The sequence below is a fragment of the Luteimonas sp. MC1828 genome (assembly GCF_016461615.1).
Classification (GTDB): Bacteria; Pseudomonadota; Gammaproteobacteria; order Xanthomonadales; family Xanthomonadaceae; genus Luteimonas.
Genome location: NZ_JAEMNY010000002.1, coordinates 306,421 through 320,221, shown reverse-complemented (window position 1 = coordinate 320,221; position 13,801 = coordinate 306,421). Strand labels below are relative to the sequence as shown.

The 13,801-nt window shown below is 69.5% G+C and carries 14 protein-coding genes and 1 tRNA gene; 4 read left to right on the top strand and 11 right to left on the bottom strand.

The genetic code is table 11. The annotated features are described in order from the left end of the window. Positions 1 to 11: 11 nt before the first annotated feature. The 4 genes from JHB91_RS11335 to JHB91_RS11320 form a co-directional block, all read right to left on the bottom strand. Positions 12 to 1,304: a sorbosone dehydrogenase family protein gene (locus JHB91_RS11335; RefSeq protein ID WP_199373730.1), complete on the bottom strand. Its 1,293-nt coding sequence runs from the start codon at positions 1,302 to 1,304 to the stop codon at positions 12 to 14. Then, positions 1,301 to 1,726 (bottom strand): DUF2231 domain-containing protein, encoded by a 426-nt coding sequence (locus JHB91_RS11330; RefSeq protein WP_199472943.1) that lies wholly within the window; start codon positions 1,724 to 1,726, stop codon positions 1,301 to 1,303. The genes JHB91_RS11335 and JHB91_RS11330 overlap by 4 nt, the downstream gene beginning before the upstream one ends. 199 nt (positions 1,727 to 1,925) lie before the next feature. Beyond that, the gene (locus tag JHB91_RS11325; protein WP_199472942.1) at positions 1,926 to 2,459 is read right to left on the bottom strand and encodes a hypothetical protein; all 534 of its coding nucleotides are present in this window, start codon (positions 2,457 to 2,459) and stop codon (positions 1,926 to 1,928) included. Positions 2,460 to 2,568: 109 nt separating this feature from the next. Further along, positions 2,569 to 3,402, bottom strand: coding sequence for a CHAD domain-containing protein (locus JHB91_RS11320; protein WP_199472941.1), 834 nt, complete (start codon positions 3,400 to 3,402; stop codon positions 2,569 to 2,571). A gap of 173 nt (positions 3,403 to 3,575) precedes the next feature. On the opposite strand from JHB91_RS11320, the gene JHB91_RS11315 reads away from it, so the two are divergent. Further along, a complete protein-coding gene (locus JHB91_RS11315) occupies positions 3,576 to 4,346 on the top strand; it encodes a DUF2189 domain-containing protein (protein WP_199472940.1) in 771 nt (256 codons plus the stop codon). A 41-nt stretch (positions 4,347 to 4,387) separates the two neighbouring features. On the opposite strand, the gene JHB91_RS11310 is transcribed toward JHB91_RS11315, so the two are convergent. The 7 genes from JHB91_RS11310 to dtd all read right to left on the bottom strand — a co-directional run bounded on the left by JHB91_RS11310 (position 4,388) and on the right by dtd (position 10,836). Then, positions 4,388 to 6,400, bottom strand: a complete 2,013-nt coding sequence (locus tag JHB91_RS11310) for a serine hydrolase domain-containing protein (RefSeq protein ID WP_199472939.1) — start codon at positions 6,398 to 6,400, stop codon at positions 4,388 to 4,390. A 107-nt stretch (positions 6,401 to 6,507) separates the two neighbouring features. Then, positions 6,508 to 6,759: a hypothetical protein gene (locus JHB91_RS11305; protein WP_199472938.1), complete on the bottom strand. Its 252-nt coding sequence runs from the start codon at positions 6,757 to 6,759 to the stop codon at positions 6,508 to 6,510. Further along, positions 6,759 to 7,691, bottom strand: coding sequence for an SOS response-associated peptidase family protein (locus JHB91_RS11300; RefSeq protein WP_199472937.1), 933 nt, complete (start codon positions 7,689 to 7,691; stop codon positions 6,759 to 6,761). Before JHB91_RS11300 ends, JHB91_RS11305 begins: the two co-directional genes overlap by 1 nt. Before the next feature lie 23 nt (positions 7,692 to 7,714). Then, positions 7,715 to 7,790 (bottom strand) — tRNA-Ile (locus tag JHB91_RS11295). Positions 7,791 to 7,923: 133 nt separating this feature from the next. After that, positions 7,924 to 8,304, bottom strand: a complete 381-nt coding sequence (locus JHB91_RS11290) for a hypothetical protein (protein WP_182824411.1) — start codon at positions 8,302 to 8,304, stop codon at positions 7,924 to 7,926. 173 nt (positions 8,305 to 8,477) lie between these two features. Next, positions 8,478 to 10,340 carry an RNA polymerase sigma factor RpoD gene (rpoD, locus tag JHB91_RS11285; protein WP_199373786.1) on the bottom strand — a complete coding sequence of 621 codons (1,863 nt, stop codon included), beginning with the start codon at positions 10,338 to 10,340 and terminating at the stop codon, positions 8,478 to 8,480. A 55-nt stretch (positions 10,341 to 10,395) separates the two neighbouring features. Further along, the gene (gene dtd, locus JHB91_RS11280) at positions 10,396 to 10,836 is read right to left on the bottom strand and encodes a D-aminoacyl-tRNA deacylase (protein WP_199373788.1); all 441 of its coding nucleotides are present in this window, start codon (positions 10,834 to 10,836) and stop codon (positions 10,396 to 10,398) included. 47 nt (positions 10,837 to 10,883) lie between these two features. On the opposite strand from dtd, the gene JHB91_RS11275 reads away from it, so the two are divergent. From JHB91_RS11275 to JHB91_RS11265, 3 genes are read left to right on the top strand one after another with little or no spacing between them, the layout of a single operon-like run. Further along, a complete protein-coding gene (locus JHB91_RS11275) occupies positions 10,884 to 11,804 on the top strand; it encodes a lauroyl acyltransferase (protein WP_199472936.1) in 921 nt (306 codons plus the stop codon). Further along, positions 11,801 to 12,316, top strand: a complete 516-nt coding sequence (locus JHB91_RS11270; protein ID WP_199373793.1) for a PH domain-containing protein — start codon at positions 11,801 to 11,803, stop codon at positions 12,314 to 12,316. Before JHB91_RS11275 ends, JHB91_RS11270 begins: the two co-directional genes overlap by 4 nt. Next, positions 12,270 to 13,799 carry a PH domain-containing protein gene (locus JHB91_RS11265; protein ID WP_199472935.1) on the top strand — a complete coding sequence of 510 codons (1,530 nt, stop codon included), beginning with the start codon at positions 12,270 to 12,272 and terminating at the stop codon, positions 13,797 to 13,799. The genes JHB91_RS11270 and JHB91_RS11265 overlap by 47 nt, the downstream gene beginning before the upstream one ends. Positions 13,800 to 13,801: the final 2 nt, after the last annotated feature.

Here is a 13,801-nt window from a genome sequence, read left to right as displayed (position 1 = left end):
GCGGACCGGACTCAGAGCGTCGGCGTCACGCGCCAGATGGTGTTGGCCAGGTCGTCGGCGACGATCAGCGCGCCGCGCGGGTCGACGGTCACGCCGACCGGACGGCCACGGGTCTTGCCGTCTTCGCCGCGGAAGCCGTAAACGAAGTCCACCGGCGGGCCGGACGGACGGCCGTTGCTGAAGGGCACGAAGATGACCTTGTAGCCGACCGGATCGTTGCGGTTCCAGCTGCCGTGCTCGCCGACAAACGCGCCTTCGGCGAAGCCGGCGCCCATCGTGGCGGTGGAGAAGTCCAGGCCCAGCGCGGCCACGTGCGAGCCGAGGCTGTAGTCCGGCGTGATCGCCGCGGCGACCTTTTCCGGGTCCTGCGGACGTACGCGCGGATCGACGTTCTGGCCCCAGTAGCTGTACGGCCAGCCGTAGAACCCACCCTCGCGCACCGAAGTCAGGAAGTCGGGCACGAGGTTCGGGCCAAGCTCGTCGCGCTCGTTCACGACCACCCAAAGCTGGCTGGTGGTCGGCTCGATGGCCAGCGCGGTGGGGTTGCGCAGGCCGGTCGCGTACGGCCGGTGCGCGCCGGTCTGCGCGTCGATTTCCCACACCAGCGCGCGGTCGGCTTCAGCCACCATGCCGCGCTCGGTGATGTTGCTGTTGGAGCCGATGCCGACGTACAGGAAGCGCCCGTCGGCACTCGCCGTCAGCGACTTGGTCCAGTGGTGGTTGATCGCCGAAGGCAGGTCCGCCACCTTGACCGGCGGCGCGCTCGCGCGCACCTGGCCGTCCTGGTAATCGAACTTCACCAGTGCATCCTGGTTGGCCACGTACAGCGTGTTGCCGATCAGCGCGAGGCCGTACGGCGCGTTGAGATCCTCGGCGAATACGCTGCGCTCGTAGTTGCCGTCACCGTCGGGATCGCGCAGCAGCGTCAGGCGGTTGCCGCTCTTCACCTTGGTATTGCCCTGCGCCTTGATGCGCCCGGCAATCACGTCCTTCGGCTTCAGCTTGCCGGCGTTGCCGCCACGGCCTTCGGCCACGAGGATGTCGCCGTTGGGGAGCACCAGCGTCTGGCGCGGGATGTTGAGTTCGGTGGCGATGGCCTTGATCGCGTAGCCCTGCGGCACGGTGGGCACCATGTCGCCCCACTCCGCAGGCTTGGCGATGACCATGTCGGGCATCAGGCCACGCTCCTGCTTGGGAAGCTCAGGGCTGGCGCCGTACTGCGCGGGGTCCGGATCGCTGCCGCCGCCACAGGCGCCCAGCAGGGTGACCAGGCCGATGGCCGTGAACAGCTTCAAGTGCTTCATGCCCTGTCTCCCACGCGGATGGCGGAAAATCCGAAGTACGCCGCCGCAGCCGCGAGCACCGTCACGACCACCGACAGCACCAGGCCGGTCGGCATCATCGCCCACGCGTCCCTGGCGTGGACCAGCGAGTCGATGAAACCCACGACCCATGTCGCAAGCAGCAGCAGCATGTAGACCAGCGGGCGCGTGCCGCGGTCACCACGGAAATAGTCGACCGCGCTCCACAGCAGCGCGCAGGCCGCGAACACCAGCGCGCCGGCGAGCAGCCACGAGGAGAAGTTGCTCCACTGGATCTCGTAAGTGCGGGCGTAGGCGATGTCGGTGACCATCGCGCCGAGGAACAGCGGGAAGGCCGCGGCAAGCAGGAATGCGTGCAGCGGATGAATTGCGCGTTGATACAGACGCTCGGCAGCGACGGCCACGGCGTTTCTCCTGGAGGATTGGAAAGGCGCCGGCAGCGGACATGTGCGGGCGCGGGATTCAGCTGGGGAAGGGTAACAACGCGGGTGTATTCATAGGGAGACGATGCTGGAACGATGCGGCCCGTATCCGGACCACGCCTGCGGCATGTGGTCGTGGGCCGCGTCGGCGGGTGCGCTGCCGACGCGCCAGCTGCGTCCGTCACGGCGTGTCCGGGCGGTCCTGCTGTTCTTCCGCCTGCTGCCGTCCGTCCTGGGCAGGAGCCCCCTGCTGCTTGAGCTCGTCCCTGGCCTTGCCCAAGGTGGCGGCAAGGTCGTGGTAACTCTTCACGAAGCCGCTGCGGACCTCGCTCCATGAAGCGGCCGCGGCATGGCGCAGCCCGCCGTACCATTCGGCCAGCGTGTTGCGCCGTTGCCGCAGGTCGGCCATCGTCGCCTCCGCGCGCGTCCGCGCCGACTGGCCCATCCGTTCCCGATCCCGGGCCAACTGCGCGTCGAGCCGCTGGATCTGCCGGTCAAGCTCTTCCGCTCCGCGCCTTGCGTTGGCCAGCGCCTCGGCGCGTCGCTCGGCCGAGAAAGTACGGATGGCGTCCACCGAGCGGTCGATCTCGCTCCGCATCCGCCCCTCTTCCGCCGCGCTCCCGGCACGTTCTTTTTCGGCCTGCTCCGGCGTGGCCGGCTTGGGCGCAGCCTGGTCCGCAGCGCGCTGCGCCACTGCGATGGGCGTCACGAGCACCAGCAGACCCGCGGCGAGCCTACGTTGGATTGCGTTCATCGACTCCTCCTTCGGTGGCCCCTCTCGTTGGCAACGAGAGAGGAGCCGGCTCACGGCCAGGGGACCCGATTCAGGTGCCCGTGGCCAGCGCGCCCCACGTCGCCAGTGGCCGCCCGCCGTGGCGGGCTACATACGCCTGGATGTCCTTCCGCGCGCGCTTCCCCTGCCGGCGCGCAAACCGGTCCAGTGCGCGCCGGTCTGCCGGGGCAAACGGTGAGTCTTCGCCGCAATGCTTCGCCAGCAGCGTCAGGTCCTGCGCGTGGCCCAGCAGGCCGGCGAGCTTCTTCGTGTGCGGGTCGGTCGACAGCGTCGCTGAGCCCGCCGCGCGGATCTGCTGCCCAAGCCGCCGGACCCGCCGCCGCCAGCGGTGCCAGCGCTCATCGCTGCCACCCTTGACCGCGCTACGACCTGCCTTGGCGGCACGTCGGGTCGAACGCTCCAGGGCGCACTCGACCTGCGTCGCCGTCAGGCTGGCCCAGTCCAACATGCCGATCCGGGGCCCGAGTGCGGCCAGCTGATCGCGGCGGCGCTGCAATCCGGGATCCCCGCGAAGGTGGGCGCGCACGAGCCGCATCCGCCGCAGGATCGCGGCCCGCCGCGCCGATACCAGCAAGGCCATGGCTTCGGCTCCGTGCGCGTGCTTCGCAAGGCGCTCGAGCACCTCGACCAGTGCCTGCGCATCGCGCAGCTGCGACAGCGACACGTTGACCTGCCGGACCTCCGCATCGATCGCGGCCAGGTCCGGGCCGAGCGCGTCGCCGGCCAGCGCGAGCGTGGCGCGTACACGCCGCAAGGACTTGCGCGCCTGGTGGACGCCGCGGTGCCGGCGTCGCCCGGACCAGGCGAGGCAGCCGATGGCGCGCTCGAGCTGGGCGCGGGCGTAGGCCTCCAGCACTTCATTCACCCTGGGCTCCATGCGCCCGAGCCTAGCGCGGCGCGGCGCCAGGGCACCACTCCACGCCACGCGCTGGCCATGGGCAATGGTGGTAAAATCGCCATCGACAAGGCACCCCCGTCGCCCGCTCCGGGCGAAGCACCAACCACCGGGGATATGTACCTTCCTATCAGGAGGACGCCATGACGACCATGCATTCGGGCGCTTTGCCCTCGCATCCGGGCCACGGGGCCGAACACATCTCCTTCTTCGAGCCGGTGCACTGGGTGTCGCTGGGGATTCGTGATTTCCGTCGCGCACCTTCTGTGGGCATCGCCTACGGGCTGATGGTGACGGTGATGGGTTGGCTGGTCTTCGCCTTGGGCAACCACCCGTACTTCATCGCCGCGGCGGTATCCGGCTTCCTGCTGCTCGGACCGATCTTGGGCGCGGGATTGATCGAAGCCTCGCGCGCCATGGAGGCCGGCGAAACACCGACCTTCGACAGCTCGCTGCGCGGACTTGCCCGCAACCGGTCCGCCCTGGAGCACTTCGCCATCACCCTGCTGGCGTTTGCCGCCGTGTGGCTTCTGCTCTCCACCCTGGTGCTGACCGCGACCATGGGTCCGGTCGCTCCCGATGTCGAACGCACGCTCTGGGATAGCGCGCTCCCGATGATGTCCCCCGGCCAGTGGTTCGCATGGGCCGCGATGGGCGGCGTGCTGGCGCTGCTGAGCTTTGGCATCTCGGTCATCGCCGTGCCGCTGATGCTCGACAAGCACGTGCGCGCCGGCGTCGCGATGCGCGCCAGCCTGCACGCCGTGGCACGGCACCCGATCGCAAGCGCCGCGTGGGCGATGCTGATCGTTGTGCTCACGGCGATCGGGATCGCGACCGCGTTGCTGGGCCTGATCGTGCTCTACCCGATACTGGGGCATGCCAGCTGGCATGCGTACCGGGCGTTGCGCGACTAGGGTGAACGCGGGGCCAGCGTCACCAACGCCGGCCCCACCGCTCAGCGCACTTCGTCAAACACATACTCGTGTTGCCCATCGCGCACCACCAGCTTGCGCGCGCCATCGACATCCGCCCGCGTGAACAGGAAGCCGATCGCCACCGGGTCGATGCTCATCAATGCCAGGCTGCCATCCGGCTGCGGCAGCGTGGTCACTTCCGATTGGAACGCGCCGACGTCGAACCAGGCCTTGCCGTCCTTGCGGGTCACCACCAGGTCGCCCAGCGCGGCGTTGCGGTAACGCGGCGCCAGCGCGGCGAGCGCTTCGGCATCGGCCGGCACCTGCAGCAGCTTGACGAAGGCATCGAAGCCTTCGCGGCTCGCCTTGGCATTGGCCACCGCGCTGGCCTCGGCCTGCGGCTCGCCGTCGAACATCAACTCCATCAGCCGGCGCTTGAGCGGACCGCGCAGGTACACGCCCTCGTCGGCATTGGTCAGGATCACCGCACCGACCTTCTGCTCGGGCCACCACATCATGTTGGAGTGGAAGCCGCCGAGGTCGCCGCCGTGGTCGACCACGGTCACGCCGTCGCTCTTGTCCACCGCCAGCGCCATCGCGTAGTGGCGGTCGACGCCGGTCGCGATCTGCGGCTCGCGGCGCTCGAGCAGCGCGGCCTCGCCGATGTAGCGGCTGCCGTCGGGCAAGGTGCCGTGGTCGATCTCCATCTGCACGTACTTCAGCAGGTCGTTGACCGTGCCCCAGGCGGCGCCCGCCGGACGCGATGCGCGCACGGTCTCGTTGAGGCCCATGCCCATCACCTGCACCTGGCGGCGGATGTCGTAGCCGTGCGGCGCGGCGAAGTCACCGGTCTGCGCCTGCGCGTAGTCGAATGTGGTGTTGCCCATGCCGAGCGGATCGAATACCAGCTGCTGCATGGCCTGGTCGTAGCCGGCACCGAGTTCGCTGCCCGGATGCGCGACCTGGCCGCCGATGTAGCCTGCGGCCGCGGCCATCGGGTTGGAATACTGGAACAGTTCGCCGAAGCCGCTGGTGGGCTGCATCGTCCCGAGGGTGGTCATCACTGTCTGCGGGGTCTGCTTCTCGCCTTCGAACAGCCATTCGAAGTCCTGGCGCGGCACGCCGGTGCACGCGCAGATCAGGTGCTTCACCAGCACCTGGTCGGTGGTGGCGGCATCGCCCAGGCGGAACGCCGGGTAGACGTCGCGCGCCTTCGCGTTCCAGTCGAGCTTGCCGGCATCCACCAGCTTCGCCAGCATCAGCGTCGTCAGCGCCTTGGTGTTGGAGGCGATCATGAAGCGCGTGTCGCCGGTGACAGGCGCCGCCTTGCCGAGCTCGCGCACGCCGAAGCCCTGCGACAGCACCACCTTGCCGTCCTGCACGATGCCGACGGCGACGCCGGGCACGTCGAAATCCTTGCGCATGCTTTCCACGAAGTCCGCCACCTGCCGAAGGCGGGCGGCATCGAGCTTGTGCGCCGTGCGCCCGGCAAAGCTCTCGCGCGTGTAGCCGGCCGGCTGCAGGCGCTGGTAGATCTTGCCGACCTGCGAGCCGCGCTTTTCCGCGATCGCCTGGTCGACATCGGCCAACAGTACGGTCCACGCGTCGCCGCGGCGGTAGGCGGCGCCGCTGACCACGCGCTTGGCGTTGGCGGCGACGTCGTAGTCGTAGAACCGGCGATGCTCCCAGCCGTCGCGCGGCGCGGCGTCGGTGGCGACCAGGAACTTCGGCGTCATCCCCGCGATGGCCCAGGCTTCCGCGATCGCCGCATCGGCGGTGCCCGCGGCGGCATCGACGATGACGATGCGCGAGCCGTCGGCTTCCGGCGGGGTCACGAACACCGCGTTGCCCTGCACGCGTTGCGCCCAGCCGCCTGGCAGCACGAAGGTGGTGCCACGCGGAGTGGCCGCAGGTGACTCGGACGAGGAGTCCGCGGCGGATGCCGGTGCGGGCGCAGCGGCTGGCGTGGTGCCGTCCGCCGCGTGCCCCGCGCTGCTTGCGACGATGACGGCCAGTGCGACGGCCAACGCGGCCCGCTTCGATTCGATGCGCATTCCCGTTCTCCCCGTTGATGACCGGGCGAGCTTGCGCCTAAACGGTGGCGGCCACAAATCGCCGCGCGGCGGCCTGCGCCAGCCGTTTGCACGGCCGTGCCGGCGGATCACATGGGCGGTTCAATGACTTCCTCCAGGCGCTCGGCTGGCACCGCATAGCCCGCGTCGTCCGCGCTCGCCCGAAGGTCGCGCAGGGCATCACGCACGGATTCAAGCTCGGAGCCGGCTGCCTGGGCCTCGATCTCAATCGACGTGGCGTTGAACCAGTCCCAGAAGGCGTTGAACGTCCTTCCGTGCCAGTTCTCGTGGCGCAGGCCGCGATCGAGTTCGGCCAGCGCCCGGCTCAGTTCGTGTCGCATCACGCGGCCTCCCGGTGTTCGTAGTACGGATGCTGGCGGTCATCGAAGATCGCGTACAGCGCCTGCAGGTTCGCCGGATCGGGATTCAGCCAGGCGTCGATGTGCTCGGGCTTGATGTTGATGATGGTGCGGTCATGGCCGGCGGCGGCCACCTCCGGCTCCGGGTCGTCGGTGATGGCGGCGAACGAGTCGAGGGCCGGCTCGACGCCCGCGGGATCGGTCCAGTGCGACCACAGGCAGGCGATCAGCATCGGCTCACCGGTGCGCGGGGTGAAGGCGAGCACCTGGTTGCGGCCATCGGGCGCTGCGACATTCTCGTAGAACACGTCCGCCACCATCAGCGCGTGGTGGTGGCCGAACTGCGCCTTCCAGAAGCCTTCGAGACTGTCGCGGCGGGCGTTGTACGTGCCCGGGAACTTGCGGTCGTAGAGCGCCGGCTTTCCGGCGGGGCGACACTGGTAGCGCATCGGGCGCATCACTCGCTGGCCGCCTTCGCTGACCAGGACATTGCTGTAGTAACCGGGGTAGATCCGCGCGTCGTCCGGCTGCGGCTCGCTGCGCTTCAGCGCTTCGATGCGGCCCTTGATCTGCTCGACCCTGGACCTTCCGATGCGCACGTCTTCCTGCGCCTTCTTCGTGGCCTTCGCCTGCAGGCTGCGCTCGCCATCGGCCACGCGCCTGCGCTGCTTGAACAGCTCCTGCTCCAGCGCCTGCATCTCGCGCGCATCCCACTGGCGGATCAGCTCGGCGATTTCGGGCGGGCCGTCGCGCAGGAAACCGATCTCCATCGCCCGCGGCACCTTCGGCCGCTTCGCGCCGGCGTCGCCCTTGTCCGACCAGTACAGGCGGACGTACTCCTTGAGCTCCATCGTGGCGCCGGTCTGGCGCTGGAACTTCCTGTGCTCGGCGCGCACCTGGGCTGAGTAGCACATGGCATCACCTGCGGGCTTGCGATTGGTGGGCCCACCAGGACTCGAACCTGGAACCAAAGGATTATGAGTCCTCTGCTCTGACCATTGAGCTATAGGCCCGCGGCGACGATTGTAGCGGGCACCGCTCACGCAAAAATCGCGCAGCCGCGACCTGACGACGAGGACAGGGCACGGCTGCGCGATCCGATCCCGCGGCGGTCGAGCCGCCGCGGGAGTCGTTTCCGCGATTCGATCAGTTGCCGTCGGTGTTGTTCTTGCCGTCGGCCGCCGCGGTCGCCTCTTCGGCCGCGTCCTGCGCCTGCTCGGCCGCGTCGGCGGCCTTCTCGGCGGCGTCGGCGAGGTCGTCGCGACGCGTCAGCTCGTCACCGGTGTCCACCTGCCCCGCGATATGGGCGGCGGCATCGGCGGCGGCGTCAGCTGCGCCGGCCGCGGCCTGGGCGGACGAGGTGGCGGCCATGTCGCCGGTGGCCGACGCGTTCTGCGCGGCCTGGTGGGCCTCGCTTGCCGACTCGGCGGCGTCCTGGGCCGAGTTGGCGGCCTGGTCGGGGTTGCTGCAGGCGGCCAGCGCGGTGGCGAAGCCGAGGGCAAGCAGTGTCTTGGCGGTGCTGTTCATGGGATCTCCTGTCTGGCGCCTTGTTGCGCCGTGGGACGCACCATGTCTGTGCACGTGTCGGCTTGGCGCGAAGATGGCCAACGAGCCGCGACTTTGTTCAGGAACGGCTCGATTCCCGCAACAAAAGAAAAGGCGCACCGGAGTGCGCCTTTCCGTCATCGCACAGCCGCGGCTCACTCGATATCGAGGAAGCTCCGCAGCTGCTCCGAGCGGCTCGGGTGCCGCAGCTTGCGCAGCGCCTTGGCCTCTATCTGGCGGATGCGCTCGCGGGTGACATCGAACTGCTTGCCGACTTCCTCGAGGGTGTGGTCGGTGTTCATGTCGATGCCGAAGCGCATGCGCAGCACCTTGGCTTCCCGCGGGGTCAGGCCGGCGAGCACGTCGCGGACCGTTTCCGACAGGTTGATGTTGACCGTGTTCTCGATCGGGGACTCCACGTTGGTGTCCTCGATGAAGTCGCCCAGGTGCGAGTCCTCGTCGTCGCCGATCGGGGTCTCCATGGAGATCGGCTCCTTGGCGATCTTCATGACCTTGCGGATCTTGTCCTCGGGCATGTCCATCTCCTTCGCAAGCTCCTCCGGCGTGGCCTCGCGGCCGAACTGCTGGAGCATCTGGCGGGAGATGCGGTTCAACTTGTTGATCGTCTCGATCATGTGCACCGGGATGCGGATGGTGCGCGCCTGGTCGGCGATCGAGCGGGTGATCGCCTGGCGGATCCACCAGGTGGCATACGTCGAGAACTTGTAGCCGCGGCGGTATTCGAACTTGTCCACGGCCTTCATCAGGCCGATGTTGCCTTCCTGGATGAGGTCGAGGAACTGCAGGCCTCGGTTGGTGTACTTCTTGGCGATGGAGATGACCAGGCGCAGGTTGGCCTCGACCATTTCCTTCTTGGCCTTGCGGGCCTTGGCCTCGCCATAGGCCATGGCGCGGTTGATCTCGCGCAGGTCGCCAAGCGTCACCATCATCGCCTTCTCGATGGCGATGGTGGCTTCCTGGGCGGCGATCACCTGGTCCTTGACCTCGCGCATGCCGCTGGACCACTTCTGCTTGCGCTTGAGCACCTCGTCGACCCACTCGAGGTTGGTCTGGTTGCCGTCCCACGCGCGGATGAAGTCCTTGCGCGGCATCTTGGCGACGCGGGTGGACAGGTCGAGGATGCGGCGCTCGTGGTCCTTGATCTCGCCAACCACCTCGCGCAGCTTGCGCACCAGGGTGTCGGTGATCGGCAGCGGCAGCTTGAAGCTGGTGAAGATGGCGGCCATCTCCTCGCGCAGCTTGATCACCGGCTTGCCGGTGGCGCCGTTCTTGGCGACCGAGCGCTGGAACTTGCCGTACAGCGTGGCCAGCTCTTCCATGCGGCGCGCGACCTCGAGCGGGTCCGGGCCGGTGGGCGCGGGCTCGTCCTCGGTCTCGTCGGCGGCATCGTCCTCTTCGACCTCGGCATCGCCGTCCGCGGCGACGACGACTTCGGGCACGACCGGGGCCGGCGGCGGCGGATCGTCGAGGCCGTCGGTGAAGCCGACCACGATCTCGGCCAGGCGCTTCTTGCCACCCTTGTGCAGCTCGTAGTCCTCGAGCAGCAGCTGCACCGACCACGGGAAGCTGGCCAGCGAGGCCAGCATCTGGTTCAGACCTTCCTCGATGCGCTTGGCGATGGCGATCTCGCCTTCGCGGGTCAGCAGCTCCACCGTGCCCATCTCGCGCATGTACATGCGCACCGGGTCGGTGGTGCGGCCGCCTTCGCCATCGAGCGCGGTCAGCGTGGCCGCGGCTTCTTCGGCGGCGGTATCGTCGACTTCACGGCCGCCGCTCGATTCGCCGGCCAACAGCAATGTCTCGGCATCCGGGGTGGTTTCATGCACCTGGATACCCATGCTGTTGATCATGCCGATGATGTCTTCGATCTGCTCCGGATCGACCATGTCGTCGGGCAGGTGATCGTTGACTTCGGCGTAGGTCAGATATCCCTGCTCCAGACCCTTGCTGATCAGGAGCTTGATATCGGACTGCGGGGCTGGACGCTCGTTCGCCATGTGGCGCGCACCATTAACAAAGTGAACCCGTAATTATACCAGCCGCGGCGCGGGCTCAGGTGCGCAGCAGCAGGGTGACTGGACCATCATTGACCAGACTCACCGTCATATGGGACCCGAAACGGCCAATTTCCACCCCCGGGGCGTGCAATGCACGCAAAGCCGCGACCAGTTCGCCGAAGATCCGTTCAGCCTGGGCTGGCGGGGCGGCGGTACTGAAGCCCGGGCGCAGCCCGGAGCGGGTGTCGGCCGCGAGGGTGAACTGGCTCACCAGCAGCAGCCCGCCGCCGGTATCGGCCAGCGAGCGGTTCATGCGCCCCTCCGCGTCGGCGAACACCCGGTAGGCGAGCAGGCGCGGCGCCATGCGCGCGACTTCGGCCGCGCCGTCGCCGGGCTCGATGCCGGCCAGCACCAGCAGCCCGGGACCAATGGCGCCGACCGTTTCTCCCTCCACGTCGACACGGGCCTCGCTGACGCGTTGCAGGAGCAGGAGCATGGCGGGCAGGCCTCGGGAATGTGAACGCGGCCGGCTAGACTCGCGCCATGACCGAGTTCCTCGCAAGCCTCCTGCATGCCCTGGCGACCGTGATCGGCCGCCTGCCGTGGCCGCTGCAGCGTGCGCTGGGCGATGGCCTCGGCCGCCTGGTGCGCGCCGCAGGCGTGCGCGAGAGCGTGGTGGCGCTGCGCAACCTGGAGCTGGCCTTCCCGGACATGCCGGCCGGCGAGCGCGCCGCGCTGCACGCCGACGTGATCCGCACCACCGGCCGCCAGGCCTTCGAGACCTTGCGCCTGTGGACGCGTCCGCACGCCGAAAACCTGGCGCTGATCCGCGAGCGGACGGGCGTGGAGCTGTTCGAGGACGCACTGGCCGCGGGCCGCGGCGTGATCGTGGTGGCGCCGCACCACGGCAACTGGGAGCTGCTCAACCAGTGGCTGGCCGCGCGCACGCCGCTGGCGATCCTGTACAAGGCGCCGGAGTCCGCGGTCGGCGAGGCTTTCCTACGCCGGGTGCGCGCCGACGCCGACCAGGTGACCCAGGTGCGCGCTGAAGGCCCCGGCATCCGCCAGCTGTTCAAGGTGCTCAAGGCCGGCGGCGTGGTCGGGATCCTGCCGGACCAGCAGCCGAAGGTCGGCGATGGCGTGTTCGCGCCGTTCTTCGGCATCCAGGCGCTCACCATGACCCTGGTCTCGCGGTTGGCCGAGCGCAGCGGGGCGACGGTGCTGTTCGCCAGCTGCGAGCGCATCGACGACGACCTCGGCTTCGCGCTGCGCTTCGACGCGGCGCCCGCGGCGCTCTCCGGTCCGGATATCGAGGCTTCGGTGGCTGCGCTCAACGCCGGCGTCGAGCACATGGCGCGCCGCGCGCCGGCGCAGTACCAGTGGACCTACAAGCGCTTCACCCTGCGCCCGCCTGGCAGCGGCGAGAGCAATCCCTACCGCGACCTGGAGCATGGCCGGCGATGACCACCCCTGACGACGACGGCTGGCAGCCCCTGCCGCGGCGCGCGCGCACCTTGTTCATGCTCGGCAATGGCCTCGCCTTCGGTGTGCTGGCGCTGGGGTCGCTGATCCCCATCGGCCTGCTGCTGCGCGACACGCAATGGATCGCGCTGGGCCTGGCGCTGGCCAGCCTGGTGCTGCTGCCCGGCTTCGGGCTGTGGCTGGCGCACCGCCAGTTCCGCCACGCGCGCTGGCTGCTCGACGACACCGGCTTCGGCTGGCGCCGCGGGCGCCTGTGGCACGCCGAGACCCGCGTGCCGCGCACGCGCGTGCAGCACGTGGACCTGAAGCGCGGTCCGCTTGAGCGGCGTTTCGGGCTGTCCACGCTGGTGGTGCACACCGCCGGCACGCGCGACAGCGCGGTCGCCGTGCAGGGCCTGGATGCCGCGGACGCCGAGCGCCTACGCGACCGCCTGGCGCAGCAGGTGGATGACGACGACGAGCACTTCGCAGGCGCTGGCGATGTCGACGCCTGAGGTCGAACGCCGCCTGCACCCCTGGTCGTGGCTGTTCGTGCTGGTGCAGCAGCTCAGGCAGTTCATCATCCCGCTGCTGGCGCTGGTGTTCGTGGGCCGTGGCGACGGCAACGCGCTGTGGCCGCTGGTCGGCGTGGCGGCGCTGGCGCTCGCCTCGCTCTGGCAATACTTCACCTACCGCTACCGCGTCGACGACGACCGCCTGGTGGTGCGCGAAGGGCTGCTGGAACGCAAGGTGCGGCAGATCCCGTTTGCGCGGATCCACAACGTGGCCCTGCACCAGTCGCTGCTGCACCGCATGTTCGACGTGGCCGAGGTGCGCCTGGAATCGGCGGCGGGCGGCAAGGCCGAGGCCGAGATGCGCGTGCTGCGCCTGGACGAGGCGCTGGCGCTGGAACGCCTGATCCGCGACCGCGGCGCCGCGACGCACGCGGCCGGTCCGGCGGGCACGTCCGCGGACGCCACCGCCGCCGATCCCACGCTGCTGCTGGCGCTGCCGACCGCCGAAGTCGTCCGCCTGGGCCTGGCCAGCAACCGCGGCATGGTGGTGGTGGCCGGCGCGTTCGCGCTGGCCTGGCAAGTGGTCCCGGACCGCGCCATGACGCGGCTGGTGCGCGATGCCGGCGAGCAGGCCTTTGGCTACGCCAGCCACCTCAGCATCGGCTGGGCCGGCCAGGTCGCGGCAGTCGTGGGGTTCGTGCTGCTGGCGCTGGTGGTGATGCGGTTGCTGTCGGTGCTGCTGGCAGTGCTGCAGTTCCACGGCTTCACGCTGCAGGCACACGGCCGTCGGCTCACGGTCGAACGCGGCCTGCTGACGCGCATCCGCACCAGCGCCTCGCGGCGGCGCATCCAGGCCTGGACGCTGCGCGAAGGCCTTCCGCACCGGCTGCTGCGGCGACGCGCGCTGCAGGTCGATACTGCGGTGGGCCAGCAACAGGAAGGCGAGCAGCGCAGCCTGCGCGAGCTGGCGCCGATCGCCACCCCAGACGCCTGCGATGCACTCGTCCGCGAAGTGCTGCCCGGCATCGCCTGGCCACCAGCCGCCTGGCAGCCGCTGCATCCGCGCGCCTGGCAGCGCCTCATGCTGCCCGGCGTGCTGGTCGCCGCGGTGGCCGCCGCCGCCGCGTACTGGCGCTTCGGTCCGTGGGGGCTGGCGGCACTGGCGTGGGCACCGTGGGCGGTGTTTGCCGCGCGCCAGCACGCACGCCGCGCCGGCTATGCCTGCGACGCGCGCCTGGTCGCGGTGCGCGAGGGCTGGTGGTCGCGCCACTGGCGCTTTGCCGAGATCGACAAGCTGCAGGCGCTGGAGCTGCGCCAGTCGCCGCTGGACCGCCGCTTCGGCATGGCCACGCTGTGGCTGGATACCGCCGGTGCCGGCGCGATGTCGCCACCGCTGCGCCTGCGACTGGTGCCGCTGGCCGAGGCGCGCGCGTTGCACGCGCGCCTGGTGCGCGAGGTCGCGCGGCGCCCGTTGCGCTGGTGACG

What these genes read in the sequence shown, in the direction of transcription:
- JHB91_RS11335 (WP_199373730.1), bottom strand. Translation starts at nt 1,304, where the DNA reads ATGAAGCACTTGAAGCTGTTCACGGCCATCGGCCTGGTCACCCTGCTG.
- JHB91_RS11315 (WP_199472940.1), top strand. Translation starts at nt 3,576, where the DNA reads ATGACGACCATGCATTCGGGCGCTTTGCCCTCGCATCCGGGCCACGGG.
- JHB91_RS11310 (WP_199472939.1), bottom strand. Translation starts at nt 6,400, where the DNA reads ATGCGCATCGAATCGAAGCGGGCCGCGTTGGCCGTCGCACTGGCCGTC.
- JHB91_RS11305 (WP_199472938.1), bottom strand. Translation starts at nt 6,759, where the DNA reads ATGCGACACGAACTGAGCCGGGCGCTGGCCGAACTCGATCGCGGCCTG.
- JHB91_RS11300 (WP_199472937.1), bottom strand. Translation starts at nt 7,691, where the DNA reads ATGTGCTACTCAGCCCAGGTGCGCGCCGAGCACAGGAAGTTCCAGCGC.
- JHB91_RS11290 (WP_182824411.1), bottom strand. Translation starts at nt 8,304, where the DNA reads ATGAACAGCACCGCCAAGACACTGCTTGCCCTCGGCTTCGCCACCGCG.
- rpoD (WP_199373786.1), bottom strand. Translation starts at nt 10,340, where the DNA reads ATGGCGAACGAGCGTCCAGCCCCGCAGTCCGATATCAAGCTCCTGATC.
- dtd (WP_199373788.1), bottom strand. Translation starts at nt 10,836, where the DNA reads ATGCTCCTGCTCCTGCAACGCGTCAGCGAGGCCCGTGTCGACGTGGAG.
- JHB91_RS11275 (WP_199472936.1), top strand. Translation starts at nt 10,884, where the DNA reads ATGACCGAGTTCCTCGCAAGCCTCCTGCATGCCCTGGCGACCGTGATC.
- JHB91_RS11270 (WP_199373793.1), top strand. Translation starts at nt 11,801, where the DNA reads ATGACCACCCCTGACGACGACGGCTGGCAGCCCCTGCCGCGGCGCGCG.
- JHB91_RS11265 (WP_199472935.1), top strand. Translation starts at nt 12,270, where the DNA reads ATGACGACGACGAGCACTTCGCAGGCGCTGGCGATGTCGACGCCTGAG.